14 protein-coding genes and 1 pseudogene are annotated in these 15996 nt (G+C 55.5%); 9 read left to right on the forward strand and 6 right to left on the reverse strand.

Features of this window, described 5'->3' with window-relative positions; translation table 11 throughout:
* Positions 1-67: 67 nt before the first annotated feature.
* Positions 68-2377: a fatty acid cis/trans isomerase gene (locus tag RHM56_RS13185; RefSeq protein ID WP_322232735.1), complete on the reverse strand. Its 2310-nt coding sequence runs from the start codon at positions 2375-2377 to the stop codon at positions 68-70.
* Between the two features lie 152 nt (positions 2378-2529).
* Here RHM56_RS13185 and metH point away from each other — a divergent pair, with 152 nt between their 5' ends.
* Complete coding sequence (metH, locus tag RHM56_RS13190; RefSeq protein ID WP_322232736.1) at positions 2530-6240, forward strand: methionine synthase; 3711 nt, start codon at positions 2530-2532, stop codon at positions 6238-6240.
* Positions 6241-6325: 85 nt separating this feature from the next.
* Here metH and gorA read toward each other — a convergent pair whose 3' ends face one another.
* Together gorA and galU are read right to left on the reverse strand one after the other, a co-directional pair.
* Positions 6326-7684 (reverse strand): glutathione-disulfide reductase, encoded by a 1359-nt coding sequence (gene gorA, locus RHM56_RS13195; protein WP_322232738.1) that lies wholly within the window; start codon positions 7682-7684, stop codon positions 6326-6328.
* A 135-nt stretch (positions 7685-7819) separates the two neighbouring features.
* Positions 7820-8659, reverse strand: coding sequence for a UTP--glucose-1-phosphate uridylyltransferase GalU (gene galU / locus RHM56_RS13200; protein ID WP_322232740.1), 840 nt, complete (start codon positions 8657-8659; stop codon positions 7820-7822).
* A 284-nt stretch (positions 8660-8943) separates the two neighbouring features.
* On the opposite strand from galU, the gene RHM56_RS13205 reads away from it, so the two are divergent.
* Positions 8944-9132, forward strand: a complete 189-nt coding sequence (locus RHM56_RS13205) for a hypothetical protein (RefSeq protein WP_322232742.1) — start codon at positions 8944-8946, stop codon at positions 9130-9132.
* A gap of 26 nt (positions 9133-9158) precedes the next feature.
* Positions 9159-9440, forward strand: a complete 282-nt coding sequence (locus RHM56_RS13210) for a hypothetical protein (protein ID WP_322232744.1) — start codon at positions 9159-9161, stop codon at positions 9438-9440.
* Positions 9441-9510: 70 nt separating this feature from the next.
* Here the strand turns inward: RHM56_RS13210 and RHM56_RS13215 are convergent.
* Both RHM56_RS13215 and RHM56_RS13220 read right to left on the reverse strand, forming a co-directional pair.
* Positions 9511-9895: pseudogene (locus RHM56_RS13215) on the reverse strand (c-type cytochrome); the annotation flags it as partial.
* 38 nt (positions 9896-9933) lie between these two features.
* Complete coding sequence (locus RHM56_RS13220) at positions 9934-10287, reverse strand: hypothetical protein (protein ID WP_322232746.1); 354 nt, start codon at positions 10285-10287, stop codon at positions 9934-9936.
* A gap of 190 nt (positions 10288-10477) precedes the next feature.
* Here RHM56_RS13220 and RHM56_RS13225 point away from each other — a divergent pair, with 190 nt between their 5' ends.
* From RHM56_RS13225 to modC, 6 genes are all read left to right on the forward strand, one after another.
* The gene (locus RHM56_RS13225) at positions 10478-10780 is read left to right on the forward strand and encodes a DUF1883 domain-containing protein (protein ID WP_016780934.1); all 303 of its coding nucleotides are present in this window, start codon (positions 10478-10480) and stop codon (positions 10778-10780) included.
* A 37-nt stretch (positions 10781-10817) separates the two neighbouring features.
* Positions 10818-10994, forward strand: coding sequence for a hypothetical protein (locus RHM56_RS13230; protein WP_322232748.1), 177 nt, complete (start codon positions 10818-10820; stop codon positions 10992-10994).
* A 6-nt stretch (positions 10995-11000) separates the two neighbouring features.
* Complete coding sequence (gene alkB, locus RHM56_RS13235; RefSeq protein ID WP_322232750.1) at positions 11001-11657, forward strand: DNA oxidative demethylase AlkB; 657 nt, start codon at positions 11001-11003, stop codon at positions 11655-11657.
* Positions 11658-11911: 254 nt separating this feature from the next.
* Positions 11912-12679, forward strand: coding sequence for a molybdate ABC transporter substrate-binding protein (gene modA, locus RHM56_RS13240; protein ID WP_322232752.1), 768 nt, complete (start codon positions 11912-11914; stop codon positions 12677-12679).
* Positions 12680-13360: a molybdate ABC transporter permease subunit gene (gene modB / locus RHM56_RS13245; RefSeq protein ID WP_322232754.1), complete on the forward strand. Its 681-nt coding sequence runs from the start codon at positions 12680-12682 to the stop codon at positions 13358-13360.
* A 2-nt stretch (positions 13361-13362) separates the two neighbouring features.
* Positions 13363-14451 carry a molybdenum ABC transporter ATP-binding protein gene (modC, locus tag RHM56_RS13250; protein ID WP_322232756.1) on the forward strand — a complete coding sequence of 363 codons (1089 nt, stop codon included), beginning with the start codon at positions 13363-13365 and terminating at the stop codon, positions 14449-14451.
* On the opposite strand, the gene RHM56_RS13255 is transcribed toward modC, so the two are convergent.
* On the reverse strand, positions 14443-15789 hold the full coding sequence (locus RHM56_RS13255; protein WP_322232758.1) for a Wzz/FepE/Etk N-terminal domain-containing protein: 1347 nt from the start codon (positions 15787-15789) through the stop codon (positions 14443-14445). The two genes, modC and RHM56_RS13255, sit on opposite strands and share 9 nt — an antisense overlap.
* Positions 15790-15996: the final 207 nt, after the last annotated feature.

Here is a 15996-nt window from a genome sequence, read left to right on the forward strand (position 1 = left end):
CGCCTGACAAAGTCCTAGTATTTTTGTCAGGAAACCTGCCCTTTCTTATTCAAAATTCCCGGACCGACTACAGGTTTTCGTAGCGGTTCATGTCCAGCACGCCCGCTTCAACCGGGTCGGTTTCGCTAATGTACTGGCCGATGTCATGGAAGTACTGCCAAAAATGAGGGTTGCTGCGCCGAACACCCCAGCGCTCGACAATGGCATCAAAGGCTTGTTGATCCTTGCATTGCTCCATCGCCTCGACAAACGCCTCGACCTGATCTGCCGGAATGTTGAACATAAAGTTCGGATAACTGCTGAGCACGCCCGGGAAGATAGTCAGCGTATCCAGCCCGGGTTGCAGGCGGTAGGCTTCACCGAGCATAAAGGCCACGTTGCTGTGGGCACGGTTGCGCAACATGCTGTACATCTCGCGCTGGCCGTCAGTGCCTTCAATGCGCAGCATCGTCGCTTCAGGCAATTGATTGATGACTGCCAGACCTGCTGCCGGACGCGACGCCAGGCGGCTCAGCGCTTGCTCGGCAAACTGGAACGCCTGAGCAATATGTGGCCGCGAACAATAAGCACCGGTACAGCGGTTGATCGGATCCGGGTTCGCATTCAGGGTGCCAGCCCGCTCGATCAACTTGAGTGCAAAGTCGCGCTTGGGATCAGCCGGATCGAGGATCATCCCGGTGGGCGTGCTGGTGTCGATTTTCTGGTAGTCCAGCCACATTTTCAGCTTGCCGCTGTTTTGGTACCAGTCGCTGAGGATGCTGGCACGCGAATCTGCCGGCATCAGGCGCAAAAAGTTGACCTCAGCGCCGTTGCGGATCAAGTCAAAATACAAACGCGTCTGGGCCTGATGCGAGACGTTGCCGAACACATCAAAATTGACCGCCAACTGATAGTAGGTACGTTCCAGCAACGGGAAGTCGAACAGCCACATCGTCTGCGGTACTTCGCCGATCAAGCCTTTGGTCACGCTGGCGCTGTCAAAGTGCCGGAAGATCGTCAGCAACGCGTTGTCATTGCCCGCCCACAGAGTGGCCCAGCCAGGTGGCGGCATATCGGCGTAGGTGTCCTGACGCAGTTTCGCGTATTCATTGCGCTTGTCACGGAAGCTGTGCCACAGCGAGAGAATGCTGCCGACGTCATCAATCTGCCCCGGCATTGCCAGTAGCGGCGTTGCCTCGCCTCGATAAGCGGCATCAGTGATATAGCGATCATGCGCAGGTTCCTGGAACATGGCCCAGAAGTTGTCTCGAATCACGTCCGTGGCGATTTGCCCGCGGCACACCGGTCCGCGAATAAACGTGCGCACAAAATATTCGGCGTTATCGAGCATGAACTGGTAGCGCGCCACGGCCGGGATCGCTTCAAACGTTTCAAACGGGTTGGCGCGGCTGCGCGGCCCGTAACCCGGAAGCGAAGCGGCATGCCAGTTGCCGCTATAGAACAACTGTTTGACTCGCTCGAGCTTTTGCTTGCCCATCGGGTAAGTGATGTGGGTTTTATGCACGATCACGCCTTGCACCGGCATCAGCCGGTAATAGAACGTGGTGCCCGGATCATCATTTGGACGGCGGGTGGCGATCAGGTCAATCGGCTGACCGCTCGGTGTACGAGAACGTACCCACTGAAAGAAATGCCCTGGGACACCGTTGTCAAAATAGGTGTGGGCGAGAAACAAGTGTTCGAACAGCCAGCGCCCAACCAAAGCCTCTGTTGAGCCCGGACGATTGAGCAGCGCTTCCCATTCAGCAATCTGCGCGGCTTCGCCTGCGCTGGGTTTGATGGCGTTCTGGTCAACCGGGGCACCTTGTTTGAGCCAAGTCTGCACGGTTTGGTATTGCTTGTCGGTGAGGCCAGTCACGGCCAGGGGCATGCCTTCCTTGGGGTGCTTTTGTGCGTAGGCATCGAACTCACCCGGCGCCGGGCATGAGTTCTCTCTATTGAGCCCCAGGACGATTTCTTCAGGCAACTTGGCATTGGGCGTCAGTGGCGTGTTATGGCCCAGTTCAAGCATCCGCGCCATCAGAGCTGCTTGCGCACCTTGCGCGTCGAGCACCGAGTAAAAGCCTTTGCGGCGCCATTCATCCGGGCCACTGGCATCGTAGAAAATCCGCGTCGGCGCAACGGGAGAAGTGCGATCACCTTTATAAACAGGCACTTTGCTGGCACCGCGGGTCGCGCCCTCTGCGCTCCCCAGGTTGAGCTGGCAAGCGGCGTCGTTGCAGGCATGGCAGGCTACGCATTTTTCGGTAAGGATCGGCTGAATGTCTCGCACATAAGAAACAGTGGGAGAGATAGCCGGACTGGCGAGCGGGGTTTGTCCCAGCGCTGTACTGCACATCACCAGCGTCACGGCGCCGGTGAGTAGGCGAAAAAACATGTGCCATTGTCCTGATATTAAACATGTCGAGATTCTACCTGCGCTACACGCCCTTAAACATGAGCGAAATTCATGCAAATCTTCCAACGCTCAAATCCGGCGCAGGTTTGTTATGATCTGACATCTTTTGCATGGCTTTAACAGGTAGTCCTATGTCTGACCGCAGCGCTCGTATCCAAGCACTTCAGCAAGCCCTCAAAGAGCGCATTCTGATTCTCGATGGCGGCATGGGTACTATGATCCAAAGCTACCGTCTGGAGGAACACGACTATCGTGGCACACGCTTTGCTGACTGGCCGAGCGACGTCAAAGGCAACAACGACCTTTTGATCCTCACCCGTCCGGACGTGATTGGCTCGATTGAAAAAGCCTACCTGGATGCCGGCGCCGACATTCTTGAAACCAACACCTTCAACGCCACCCAAGTTTCACAAGCTGACTACGGCATGCAGGCCCTTGCCTACGAATTAAACGTAGAAGGCGCTCGTCTGGCGCGCAAGGTGGCTGACGCCAAGACCCTCGAAACACCGGAAAAACCTCGCTTTGTGGCGGGCGTGCTTGGCCCTACCAGTCGCACCTGCTCGCTGTCGCCGGACGTAAACAACCCCGGCTACCGCAACGTTACCTTCGATGAGCTGGTTGAGAACTACACTGAAGCCACCAAAGGCCTGATCGAAGGCGGTGCTGACCTGATTCTGATCGAGACCATCTTCGATACGTTGAACGCCAAAGCCGCAATCTTTGCCGTACAAGGCGTGTTCGAAGAGCTGGGCGTTGAGTTGCCGATCATGATTTCCGGCACCATCACCGACGCCTCCGGCCGCACCCTGTCGGGCCAGACCACCGAAGCGTTCTGGAACTCCGTGAGCCACGCCAAACCGATTTCGGTCGGCCTGAACTGCGCGCTCGGTGCCAGTGAATTGCGCCCGTACCTCGAAGAGCTGTCGAACAAGGCCGACACGTTTGTTTCTGCTCACCCCAACGCTGGCTTGCCTAACGAATTTGGTGAGTACGACGAACTGCCTTCCCAAACAGCCAAGGTGATTGAAGAGTTCGCTCAAAGCGGCTTCCTCAACATTGTCGGCGGCTGCTGCGGCACCACCCCGGATCACATCTACGCCATTGCCCAGGCCGTTGCGCCTTATGCGCCGCGCCAGATCCCGGACATTCCAAAGGCTTGCCGCTTGTCGGGCCTTGAGCCGTTTACCATCGATCGCAGCTCATTGTTCGTGAACGTCGGCGAACGAACCAACATCACCGGTTCGGCCCGCTTCGCCCGCCTGATCCGCGAAGACAACTACACCGAAGCCCTGGAAGTGGCCCTGCAACAAGTTGAAGCCGGTGCGCAAATCATCGACATCAACATGGACGAAGGCATGCTGGACTCGAAGAAGGCGATGGTCACCTTCCTCAACCTGATTGCCGGTGAACCGGACATCTCGCGCGTGCCGATCATGATCGACTCCTCGAAATGGGACGTGATCGAAGCTGGCCTCAAGTGCATCCAGGGCAAGGGCATCGTTAACTCGATCAGCATGAAAGAAGGCGTCGAGCAGTTCATTCATCACGCCAAGCTGTGCAAGCGTTATGGTGCGGCGGTCGTGGTGATGGCCTTCGACGAAGCCGGCCAGGCCGATACCGAGGCGCGTAAAAAAGAAATCTGCAAACGCTCCTACGACATTTTGGTCAATGAAGTCGGCTTCCCGCCGCAAGACATCATCTTCGACCCGAACATCTTCGCCGTGGCCACCGGCATTGAAGAACACAACAATTATGCTGTGGACTTCATCAACGCCTGCGCTTACATCCGCGATGAGCTGCCGTATGCCCTGACCTCCGGTGGCGTGTCCAACGTGTCGTTCTCGTTCCGTGGCAACAACCCGGTGCGTGAGGCCATTCACTCCGTGTTCCTGCTGTACGCCATCCGTAACGGCCTGACCATGGGCATCGTTAACGCCGGGCAGTTGGAGATCTACGACCAGATCCCGACCGAACTGCGTGATGCCGTCGAAGATGTGGTGCTCAACCGCACGCCTGACGCCACCGACAACCTGCTGGCGATTGCCGACAAGTACAAGGGTGATGGCAGCGTCAAGGAAGCCGAGACCGAAGAATGGCGTGGCTGGGAAGTGAACAAGCGCCTTGAACACGCGCTGGTCAAAGGCATAACCACCCACATCGTTGAAGACACTGAAGAGTCGCGCCTCTCGTTCAGCCGCCCGATCGAAGTGATCGAAGGCCCGCTGATGTCCGGCATGAACATCGTTGGCGACTTGTTTGGCGCAGGCAAAATGTTCTTGCCACAAGTGGTCAAGTCCGCCCGCGTGATGAAACAGGCTGTGGCGCACTTGATTCCGTTTATCGAGCTGGAAAAAGGCGATAAACCAGAGGCCAAGGGCAAGATCCTGATGGCTACTGTCAAAGGCGACGTTCACGACATCGGTAAGAACATTGTGGGCGTGGTGCTGGGCTGTAACGGTTATGACATCGTCGACCTGGGCGTGATGGTGCCTGCCGAGAAGATTCTGCAAGTGGCCAAAGAACAGAAGTGCGACATCATCGGCCTTTCCGGCCTGATTACCCCGTCGCTGGATGAAATGGTTCACGTGGCCCGTGAAATGCAGCGTCAGGACTTCCACCTGCCATTGATGATCGGCGGTGCCACAACCTCCAAGGCGCACACGGCGGTCAAGATCGAGCCCAAGTATCAGAATGATGCCGTGATCTACGTCACCGACGCCTCACGCGCCGTGGGCGTGGCTACGCAGTTGCTGTCCAAGGAACTGAAAGCCGGGTTTGTCGAGAAAACCCGTCTGGAATACGTCGAGGTTCGCGAACGCACCGCCAACCGCAGTGCGCGTACCGAGCGCTTGAGCTACGCCGCAGCGATTGCCAAAAAACCGCAGTTCGACTGGGCCAGCTACCAGCCGGTCAAACCGACGTTTACCGGGACCAAGGTGCTGGACAACATTGACCTCAAGGTATTGGCCGAGTACATCGACTGGACGCCGTTCTTTATCTCGTGGGATTTGGCCGGCAAGTTTCCGCGCATTTTGTCCGACGAGGTAGTAGGCGAAGCCGCAACCGCGCTGTACGCCGACGCACAGGAAATGCTCAAAAAACTGATCGATGAAAAGCTCATCAGTGCACGGGCGGTCTTCGGCTTCTGGCCGAGCAACCAAGTGAACGATGATGATCTGGAACTGTACGGTGACGACGGCAAGCCGTTGGCCCGACTGCATCACTTGCGCCAGCAAATCATCAAGACCGACGGCAAGCCCAACTTCTCACTGGCCGACTTTGTTGCGCCAAAAGACAGCGGTGTAACCGACTACGTGGGTGGCTTCATCACCACCGCCGGTATCGGCGCTGAAGAAGTGGCCAAGGCTTATCAGGATGCGGGCGACGACTACAATTCGATCATGGTCAAGGCGCTGGCTGACCGCCTGGCCGAGGCCTGTGCCGAGTGGCTGCACCAACAAGTGCGCACCAACTACTGGGGTTATGCCAAGGACGAACACCTGAGCAACGAGGACCTGATCAAAGAGCAATACAGCGGTATCCGCCCTGCTCCTGGCTATCCGGCCTGCCCAGACCATACCGAGAAGGCAACGCTGTTCAAATTGCTCGACCCTGAAGCCGAAGAAATGCGAGCGGGCAAAAGCGGCGTGTTCCTGACGGAAAGCTATGCCATGTTCCCGGCAGCCGCTGTGAGCGGCTGGTATTTCGCGCATCCACAAGCGCAGTACTTTGCCGTAGGCAAGGTCGACAAGGACCAGATCGACAGCTATACAGCGCGCAAAGGCCAAGAGCTGAGCGTGACAGAGCGCTGGTTGGCACCCAACTTGGGTTACGACAACTGAGTAAAAACCCTGTAGGAGCGAGCTTGTCTCGCGATCTTTTGATTGTTTAAAAGATCGCGAGGCAAGCTCGCTCCTACAAAGGGATTTAGGATTTTGACGGGGTGCGCATAGTGACGAACTCTTCTGCCGCCGTTGGGTGTACGCCAATGGTTTCGTCAAAATGCTGTTTGGTTGCGCCTGCTTTCAAGGCAATTGCCAACCCCTGCACGATTTCTCCCGCCTCCGGACCGACCATGTGGCAGCCCAGCACTTTGTCGGTGTCGGCATCTACCACCAGCTTCATCAGCGTGCGTTCCTGACACTCCGTGAGCGTCAATTTCATCGGGCGGAAGCTGCTTTCGAAAATCTGCACGGTGTGCCCATCTTCAATCGCCTGCTCTTCGCTTAATCCGACCGTACCGATGTTCGGCAAGCTGAACACCGCCGTCGGGATCATGCGGTAGTCGACCGGGCGATACTGCTCAGGCTTGAACAGCCGACGCGCAACGGCCATGCCTTCGGCCAAGGCCACCGGCGTCAGTTGCACACGACCAATCACGTCGCCAATCGCCAGAATCGACGGCTCGGCGCTCTGGTACAGATCATCTACTTCAACAAAACCACGCTTGTCGAGTTTGACGCCGGTGTTTTCCAGCCCCAGGTTGTCGAGCATCGGGCGACGACCTGTGGCGTAGAACACGCAGTCGGCAATCAGCTCGCGACCATCCTTGAGCGTGGCTTTCAAACTGCCATCGGCCTGTTTGTCGATCCGCGCAATGTCGGCATTGAACTGCACGTCCATGCCGCGCTTGGTCAGTTCCTCGTGCAAATGCTTGCGCACCGCGCCATCGAAGCCACGCAAGAACATATCACCGCGATACAGCAGGGACGTTTCAGCGCCCAAGCCGTGGAAAATACCGGCGAACTCCACGGCGATATAGCCACCCCCCACAACCAGTACGCGTTTTGGCAGCTCTTTGAGGAAGAACGCTTCGTTGGAACTGATCGCGTGCTCGTGGCCCGGGATCTCAGGGATCTGCGGCCAGCCGCCCGTGGCGATCAAGATGTGTTTGGCCGTGTGGCGCTGACCATTGATTTCAACTTCGTTGGGCCCGGTCAGCTTGGCGTGACCTTCGATCAGCGTCACGCCGCTGTTTACCAGCAGATTGCGGTAGATGCCGTTCAGGCGATTAATCTCGCGGTCTTTGTTAGCGATCAGGGTCGCCCAATCAAAGTTCGCTTCACCCAGGCTCCAGCCAAAACCCGACGCTTGCTCGAAGTCTTCGGCAAAGTGCGCGCCATACACCAGCAGCTTTTTAGGCACACAACCGACGTTGACGCAGGTACCGCCCAAGTAACGGCTTTCAGCCACCGCGACCTTGGCACCAAAACCCGCAGCAAAGCGTGCAGCACGCACGCCACCCGAGCCCGCACCAATCACAAACAAATCAAATTCGTAGGCCATTTCTCTCTCCTAGGCAGGCCAACAGCATAATCGCTCCAGCGCGATTGACCAGCGCTGAGCGTTTGCTGAAGGCAAAAAAACGAAAAAGCCACCCGAAGGTGGCTTTGTCTTGAAACGTTTTACAGACCGGCTGTATCAGTAAGCCTTGCCGGTTTTGTAGAAGTTTTCGAAGCAGAAGTTGGTGGCTTCGATGTAGCCTTCAGCGCCGCCGCAGTCAAAGCGCTGGCCTTTGAATTTGTAGGCAATCACGCAGCCGTTCTGAGCTTGCTTCATCAGTGCGTCAGTGATCTGGATCTCGCCACCTTTGCCCGGCTCGGTCTGTTTGATCAAGTCGAAGATGTCCGGGGTCAGGATGTAGCGACCAATGATCGCCAGGTTCGAAGGCGCATCTTCCGGTGCTGGCTTCTCAACCATGTTGCGCACGCGGTACAGGTCGTCACCAATCAGGTCGCCAGCGATGACGCCGTACTTGTTGGTTTCTAGTGGGTCAACTTCCTGGATGGCGATGATGGTGCAACGGTACTGCTTGTACAGTTTGACCATTTGCATCAGCACGCCGTCGCCTTCCAGGTTGACGCACAGGTCGTCTGCCAGGACTACAGCAAACGGCTCGTCGCCGATCAGCGGGCGGCCAGTCAGAATGGCGTGGCCCAGGCCTTTCATTTCGGTTTGACGAGTGTACGAGAACGAACACTGATCCAGCAGGCGACGAATACCGACCAGATACTTTTCCTTGTCTGTGCCTTTGATCTGGTTTTCCAGCTCATAGCTGATGTCGAAATGGTCTTCCAGTGCGCGCTTGCCGCGTCCGGTAACGATGGAAATTTCGGTCAAGCCAGCATCCAGTGCTTCTTCAACGCCGTACTGGATCAGTGGCTTGTTTACCACCGGCAGCATTTCTTTGGGCATGGCCTTGGTCGCTGGCAAAAAGCGAGTGCCGTAACCGGCTGCTGGGAACAAACATTTCTTGATCATATGAGTCCTTAAAAGGGCTGTACGTTCGAATTTTGGCGCAGTCTAATCAGGCGGCATCGAGCTTACAATGCCCCGGATAGCAAACTGATGCCAACCTAGATAAATTTTTAGCCAACAAGTTCATTAATTGCGTACTTTTCAAATACCTGATGACTCAAATGAACCTATTAATGCGTCCGCCGGTCTTCTGCAAGAGTTGAGGCAAACTGCCATATCACGAGCCTAAAGACCTTGATTGGCGTTATTATTGCCGCCGTTTTTCAATTACTAAGGTTTCACTTTCGATGTCAGCCACAAACAGTACCAACGGTTATCTGATAAAAAATGTCAGCCCAGGCGAATGGTGGATTGTCGACTCATCAGAAGAAAAAGTGGCCGGCCCTTTCACCTCAGAACAAACCGTGATTGAGGTGGCTTCGGTTTTTCAGGATCAACCTGAACCACCCGCACGCCGTCGCAACAGTAAATCCTGATTCTCAACTTCGCGAAGACTGCCCGCATGAACAAATACTTGGCTTTGCTTGCACTTCTGGCGCTGGGTGGCTGTGCCACAGCGTCCAATACTTACTTGGCCGATGGCCAGCAGGGACTGAGCATAGACTGTTCTGGCGAAGCCATGTCATGGGGTAAATGCTACGAGAAGGCCGACGCTTCTTGTGCCGGAACGGGGTACACCATCGTAGGATCCGATGGCTCACCTGCGGTGATGGATCGGGACAAGACGCTGGGCGTTGATGTTGGAAACTTCAACAGCAGAGCCATTACCGTGGTCTGCAAGTAATTCTGGCCTCTTACAACTGCAGGAGCGAACTGCGCGATCTGAATAGCAAGCTCGCTCCTGCAAACCCTGTTTAAGGGGTACCCACCCCTATCAACACGCCATCGATGGTATGCCCGTATGCATTTACACCATCATTGGCATGAAACTTGAGCCGGGGTTTCTCAATTGAGCCATCAATCAGACGCGGGGCCTGCGGCCGCTCATGGGTATTGATGTACGAAGCAACATCCCACGCTTGCTCATCGGTCAAACTGTTGGCTTGGCCCAGCGGCATGTTGTGTTTGATAAATGAGGTGGCGGTATTAATGCTGTGCATGCCAGCCCCAGTTGTAAGACTCTTTGCCCCACAATGGCGGCATCACGTAATCCATCCCCACCTTTTGCCGCTGGCCATTGTCGCCATGGCAAATCGCGCACTGATCTTTGTACACCAGCGCGCCACGCTTAACGTTGTAGTCAGCAGCAGGTGGCGCGGGACGATCAAGCCGTTGCGCTATTCACCTGAAATACAGTGTGTTGCGGCCTTGCGAATGTCGCCCGGGCGAACAGGCACATTGGACATGCTTTCAAAAACCTTGATGCTGCTGCCACCGGAGCGCTCTTCAATATCAATGACCGCCGTGGGATTGGAGGTCAATTTCTGCGGGACGATAATCCTCAAGCCATCTTTATGCGGCTCAATCTGTGGTGCTTTTCGAGTCTTGGACAGTTGCGCAACCAAGCATTGCGCGTAGACATCAGGCTTCTTGCCCGAGATGACACTCAGGGTCGGCAGGGTCTTTTCAATGTCTGTCACTGAAGCACAACCGCCCAAAACCAGCATCGCCACCAAAACGCCCCACTTCATACAATTCCTCCGCTAAAGATCCTACGACAGTAGATCTCCAAGATTTCTCCCCGATCAGAGGGAATAAATATTCAATTGTGGCGAATTATCTGCCTTTTGCGTCAGACTCACCTTCATGACGGCATAATAACCGGCCAAGCACCTGCTATCTTGCTGATTTTTTGGCAAAAGCCCCCCTTTTGGAGCACCCATGAAGTTTATCCACCAGCGCGAGCACCTTAACGAAGACGACATTGTCGTTATCGAATGCTCCCAGCCCTGCAACATCCGCCTGATGAGCGATGCACACTTTCGCAGCTTCAAAAACGGCGGCCGTCACTCCTACCACGGTGGCGCATTCAAAGATTTCCCGGCCCGCATCACGGCACCAAGCACCGGTTTCTGGAATATCACCATCGATACCGTGACCACGCGCGCCATCAGCGTGACCCGCAAGCCATCCTTCAAGCCGACCATCAAGATCGTGCGTCGTTCAAGCTCGAAACTGCGCTGAAACTGACGCCTGCGACCTCTCACAGACAGGAATTATTGTGAACACTACAGGCAATACCACCAAATACGTCATCAATTACAAGCTCGACGGCGAGCGGCGCTTTGAGTTTGCCCAACTGCAGACCAGCTCCGTAGAAGAAGCCCGCGCGGCGCTGGCAAAGCTGCATGCTGAGAATGAGGTCATCACCGACATCAAGGTCAGCAAAGCGCTCTAAGCCTCCATGACGCTCGATCTGTTTGGCGAAGAAGACCTGCAACAACCCGCCCGGGCCGAACGCATCTGCCCCCAGACGTTTGTGCTTCGCGGGTTTGCCCTGCCTTGGGCCGGGGCGCTGTTAGCCGCCCTGGACGCCATTTTGATCCAGTCACCCTTTCGGCACATGCAGACACCCGGCGGCTTCACCATGTCGGCGCGTTTAAGTAGTTGCGGTGATTTGGGCTGGACCTCTGACAGCAACGGCTACCGTTACAGCCCCCTTGATCCATTGAGCACCACGCCTTGGCCACGCATGCCGGCCGCTTTTCTGGCATTAGCCGAAGCGGCCGCCAGCGCTGCAGGCTTCAACGGGTTCGTACCGGATGCAGGGCTGATCAATACCTATGCTGCCGGCGCAAAAATGTCGTTGCATCAGGATAAAAACGAACGCAATTACGACGCTCCTATCGTCTCTATTTCGCTGGGCCTGCCCGCCATTTTCCAATTTGGCGGTTTTGAGCGCAGTGACCCGACACAGCGTATTTCTCTGTTTCATGGCGATGTCGTGGTATGGGGCGGCGTTGATCGCTTGCGCTTCCATGGCGTACTCCCGATAAAACCTGGACAACATCCCGTGCTGGGCGAGCAACGCATCAACATCACCTTGCGCAAGGCCGGTTGAGGCAAAGGGCTGTATATTTTTTTATATACCGATTATCTTCCTAGGCTCTGTACGACAAGTATCTGCGCTCGGTTATGCAGCGTTGAAAACAGGCTCGGAATGCTCATTTGCAGCCCGTAAACTCCGCTTCCTCGCCTGTTTTCGCCTTGCCTAACCTTCGCTCGAAAACATTTCGTACAGACCCTGGCGCCCGAACAACAGTGAATCAATAAAGACGGGCCAGCCCTCGCCTCTAATGGAAATGGAGTTATGCCATGAATCTTCGCGCTCGACACTTTGCCCCTTCCGCGCTCGCAGCACTGATCGGATGCTTTGCTTTTACAGCGGCTCAGGCTGATGACGTGCAGGTGGCCGTGGCAGCCAACTTCACTGCGCCGATTCAGGCGATCGCCAGCGACTTTGAAAAAGACACCGGGCACAAGCTGATCGCCGCCTATGGTGCCACTGGCCAGTTTTATACCCAGATTAAAAACGGCGCCCCGTTTGAAGTTTTTTTGGCCGCCGATGACACCACGCCCGAAAAGCTCGAAAAGGAAGGCAACAGTGTCCCGGGTTCTCGTTTCACCTACGCCATCGGCACGCTGGCGTTGTGGTCGGCTGAAGTCGGCTACATCAATAAAACCGACCAAGTTCTGAAGGAAAACCAGTTCAAGCACCTGTCCATCGCCAACCCCAAAGCGGCGCCTTACGGCCTGGCAGCCACCCAAGTGCTGGCAAAGCTGGGATTGACTGACAAGGTCAAAAGCAAGATCGTCGAGGGCCAGAACATCACTCAGGCCTATCAGTTTGTCTCCACGGGTAACGCAGAACTGGGCTTTGTTGCTCTGTCGCAAATTTACAAAGACGGCAAACTCACCAGCGGTTCCGCCTGGATCGTCCCTGATGCCCTGCACGATCCGATCAAGCAAGATGCAGTGATTCTCAAGAAAGGCGAAAACAACCCCGCTGCCAAGGCGCTGGTTGAATACCTCAAAGGGCCAAAGGCGGCCGCCATTATCAAATCCTATGGTTATCAGCTGTAAATGCCGCTCTCGAGTGCTGACTTTGCCGCCATCTGGCTGACCTTCAAGCTGGCGTCCTTGACCACGGCCATTTTGCTTGTGGTCGGCACTCCGATAGCCCTGTGGCTCGCGCATACCCGCTCTCGGTTGCGCGGCCCCATCGGGGCCATCGTGGCGCTGCCGCTGGTGCTACCTCCTACGGTGATTGGTTTTTACCTGCTGCTGGCAATGGGGCCACATGGTTATGTCGGCCAACTGACCCAGGCCATGGGCTTGGGGACGCTGACCTTCAGTTTTGCCGGACTGGTGATCGGTTCGGTGATTTATTCCATGCCCTTTGTCGTACAGCCTTTGCAAAACGCATTCACTGCCATCGGCCCCAGACCACTTGAGGTCGCGGCCACTTTGCGGGCCAATCCGTGGGACTGTTTTTTTACCGTGGTTCTACCGCTGGCACGCCCTGGCTTCATCACCGCCGCGATTCTGGGCTTTGCCCATACCGTCGGCGAGTTTGGTGTGGTGCTGATGATCGGCGGCAACATTCCGGAAAAAACACGCGTGGTATCGGTGCAAATCTACGATCACGTTGAGGCACTGGAATACGCGCAAGCTCACTGGCTGGCGGGTGCAATGGTGGTGTTTTCATTTCTGGTACTGTTGGCGCTGTACTCAAGCCGTAAATCTCAAAGCACATGGAGTTGAAGATGAGCTCGCAGATCACTGTTCGGCTGCAGCTCAGTTACTCAGGATTTTCACTGGACCTGGACGTGCAGTTACCTGGCAAAGGCGTGACCGCGCTGTTTGGCCATTCAGGCTCAGGCAAAACCACCTGTTTGCGCTGCATTGCGGGCCTGGAACGCGCCAGTCAGGCATTCGTGCAGATCAATGACGAAGTCTGGCAAGACAGCCAAAACCATCTGTTTGTCCCGGTTCACAAGCGCTCACTGGGTTACATCTTCCAAGAGGCGAGCCTGTTCCCTCACCTCTCGGTGCGCGCCAACCTTGAGTTCGGGCTGCGGCGTATCCCGCGTCAACAACGACGTGTTGAGCTCGCGCACGCCGCTGACTTGCTCGGCATTACTCATCTGATGGAGCGCGCGCCTGATCACTTGTCAGGCGGTGAACGCCAGCGGGTCGGAATCGCCCGCGCCTTGCTGACCAGCCCGAAACTATTGCTGATGGATGAACCCTTGGCCGCACTGGACAGTCAGCGAAAGGCTGAAATCCTGCCGTATCTGGAGCGTCTGCACGCAGAACTCGATATTCCGGTGTTGTATGTCAGCCATTCACACGATGAAGTGGCACGCTTGGCCGACCATATTGTGCTGCTCAGCGAAGGTAAGGTGCTGGCGAGCGGCCCCACCGGCGAAACCTTGGCCCGGCTGGACTTGCCGCTGTCGCAAGGTGACGATGCGGGCGTGGTGATCGAAGGCGAAGTCTGTGACTACGATGCGCATTACCAGTTGCTGACCCTGCAACTGCCGCGCAGCGCTCAACGCATAAGGGTTGCCCATGCGCCGTTGACCATCGGCAAAACCTTGCGCGTGAAAGTACAGGCCCGCGACATCAGCCTGAGCCTTAACCGCAACGAGCACAGCAGCATTCTCAACAGCTTGCAGGCCACTGTGATCGGTGAAACAGCGGCCGATAATCAAGCCCACGTACTGGTGCGCTTCGACATCGCCGGTACAGCCTTGCTGGCCCGAATCACCCGCTATTCATGTGACCAGCTAGCTCTGCAGCCCGGACAAATCATCTGGCTGCAGATCAAATCAGTCGCTGTTTTAGCTTGAGCGCTTGGCCTGAACGATTTCACGGCGTCGACTGTTAAAGTAACGCACGGTGGCAATGCCCAGCCCCAGCAAGCCGCCCAAGAACAAGCCCAGCACCACTGTCAGGGTCTTTTTGGGCTTGATCGGACTGATTGGGGGCTGGGCCATGCGATCGATACTGACCAGCCCCAGGTGTCTCATGTCGGTGTCCAGATTGCCCAGACGCACTATTTCTGCACGCAAGGGCTCGATGTTCTTGAGATAGACGTCTTCGTTTGAGCGCTTACCGAGCATTTCGACCTGGCGATTGACCTCAAGCAGTTTGAGCTTTTTATTGATCGCCTGAACCCTTTTATCGGTAAAGTCGTCAGAAGTCCGCGCTAGCAGCACCGCACGTTCGGCTTGAAGGGCCTGAGTACCCAAAAAGTACAACGGCGCATCTTGCGAGGTTATTTCGGTGCGAATGACGCGATTAGACCCGGTACGGTCATCGCCCATTGCAGAGGGTGTTGTCGGACGGGTGATGCCCAATGAACTCGCAATGGTGATCGCTTCGTTAAGCTCATCAATACGCGCCTCTCGCGCAGCCTTGAGTTGCAGGCGCAACGCCTGTAACTCATCCGTCAACGTGACGCGCTGCAAAGCGTCGGCTTCTACCAACGCTGCAATTTTAGCCTCTTTGTCTGACTGATAACCCAGACGCGCGGCATTGATTTTTTCTTTGAGCTCTTTCTGACGATTATTAATGATGACCTTGAGGTCAGAGCTGATCTGTTCGCGCTGGTTGTTGATCACATAATCAACAAAACCATTGATGATCTCGACGCCGTTAACTGAGCTCGGGTAGGTCAGTTCTAACGTGAGAGACGGACTTAAAGCCTCCGGTTTTTTTAGGTCGATTTGCGTCAAGTTGATCGCGTCGCGGTTAAACACCTCAAAGCTTTGCTCTGGTGACAGACCACTTCTTTCCAACGGCTTAAACAATTCTTGATGGCTGCGAAAGAAATCGAGTCGAATCCCATAAGAATCGAGCGCGGCCCCCACTTTCAGCAAAGCCTCTGCTGGCGGCAGCTTGTAAACCTCAGAGCGGTTCAGTGCATCCAACTCATTAATCTCTGCGGGACGCAATACCGTGCTGGCTTGGTAGATGGGTTGCTTGATCAACACGTAGCCCAAGGCAATGGCGCCTGCGACCGCCATGGTTCCAGCGATCAGCTTTTTTTGTTGCCAAAAGGAGTGGAACAGATCTAACAGATCAATTTCAGAGCTGGAGGGACTCGACTGCGGACGTTCACTGCTTTTCAAAAAATAGTCGCCTTGTGAGTTGAACATCTGGCCAATTGCACTCTGACACTGCATGAGGTTAATACACTGGCCATCTTAGTGTAGATTTCTGACAAATCCGCGTAGGAAAAGATCCCAGCGCTTAAGAATCAAGCACATACGATGGATAAATCAAGGCATCTAGAACAACGTGCAAAGCTGATCCGACCAAAACACGCCCCTAACCTATTGTTTTCCATAAAGTTCATTACAGAATGTAAAAGAATAATCATGGCGTTTCTG

Origin of the sequence: Pseudomonas sp. CCC3.1, assembly GCF_034347405.1 — a bacterium.
Classification (GTDB): Bacteria; Pseudomonadota; Gammaproteobacteria; order Pseudomonadales; family Pseudomonadaceae; genus Aquipseudomonas.

What these genes read in the sequence shown, in the direction of transcription:
- gorA (WP_322232738.1), bottom strand. Translation starts at nt 7,684, where the DNA reads ATGGCCTACGAATTTGATTTGTTTGTGATTGGTGCGGGCTCGGGTGGC.
- modB (WP_322232754.1), top strand. Translation starts at nt 12,680, where the DNA reads ATGCCGCTCTCGAGTGCTGACTTTGCCGCCATCTGGCTGACCTTCAAG.
- RHM56_RS13185 (WP_322232735.1), bottom strand. Translation starts at nt 2,377, where the DNA reads ATGTTTTTTCGCCTACTCACCGGCGCCGTGACGCTGGTGATGTGCAGT.
- RHM56_RS13255 (WP_322232758.1), bottom strand. Translation starts at nt 15,789, where the DNA reads ATGCAGTGTCAGAGTGCAATTGGCCAGATGTTCAACTCACAAGGCGAC.
- RHM56_RS13205 (WP_322232742.1), top strand. Translation starts at nt 8,944, where the DNA reads ATGTCAGCCACAAACAGTACCAACGGTTATCTGATAAAAAATGTCAGC.
- metH (WP_322232736.1), top strand. Translation starts at nt 2,530, where the DNA reads ATGTCTGACCGCAGCGCTCGTATCCAAGCACTTCAGCAAGCCCTCAAA.
- alkB (WP_322232750.1), top strand. Translation starts at nt 11,001, where the DNA reads ATGACGCTCGATCTGTTTGGCGAAGAAGACCTGCAACAACCCGCCCGG.
- modC (WP_322232756.1), top strand. Translation starts at nt 13,363, where the DNA reads ATGAGCTCGCAGATCACTGTTCGGCTGCAGCTCAGTTACTCAGGATTT.
- RHM56_RS13210 (WP_322232744.1), top strand. Translation starts at nt 9,159, where the DNA reads ATGAACAAATACTTGGCTTTGCTTGCACTTCTGGCGCTGGGTGGCTGT.
- RHM56_RS13220 (WP_322232746.1), bottom strand. Translation starts at nt 10,287, where the DNA reads ATGAAGTGGGGCGTTTTGGTGGCGATGCTGGTTTTGGGCGGTTGTGCT.
- modA (WP_322232752.1), top strand. Translation starts at nt 11,912, where the DNA reads ATGAATCTTCGCGCTCGACACTTTGCCCCTTCCGCGCTCGCAGCACTG.
- RHM56_RS13225 (WP_016780934.1), top strand. Translation starts at nt 10,478, where the DNA reads ATGAAGTTTATCCACCAGCGCGAGCACCTTAACGAAGACGACATTGTC.
- galU (WP_322232740.1), bottom strand. Translation starts at nt 8,659, where the DNA reads ATGATCAAGAAATGTTTGTTCCCAGCAGCCGGTTACGGCACTCGCTTT.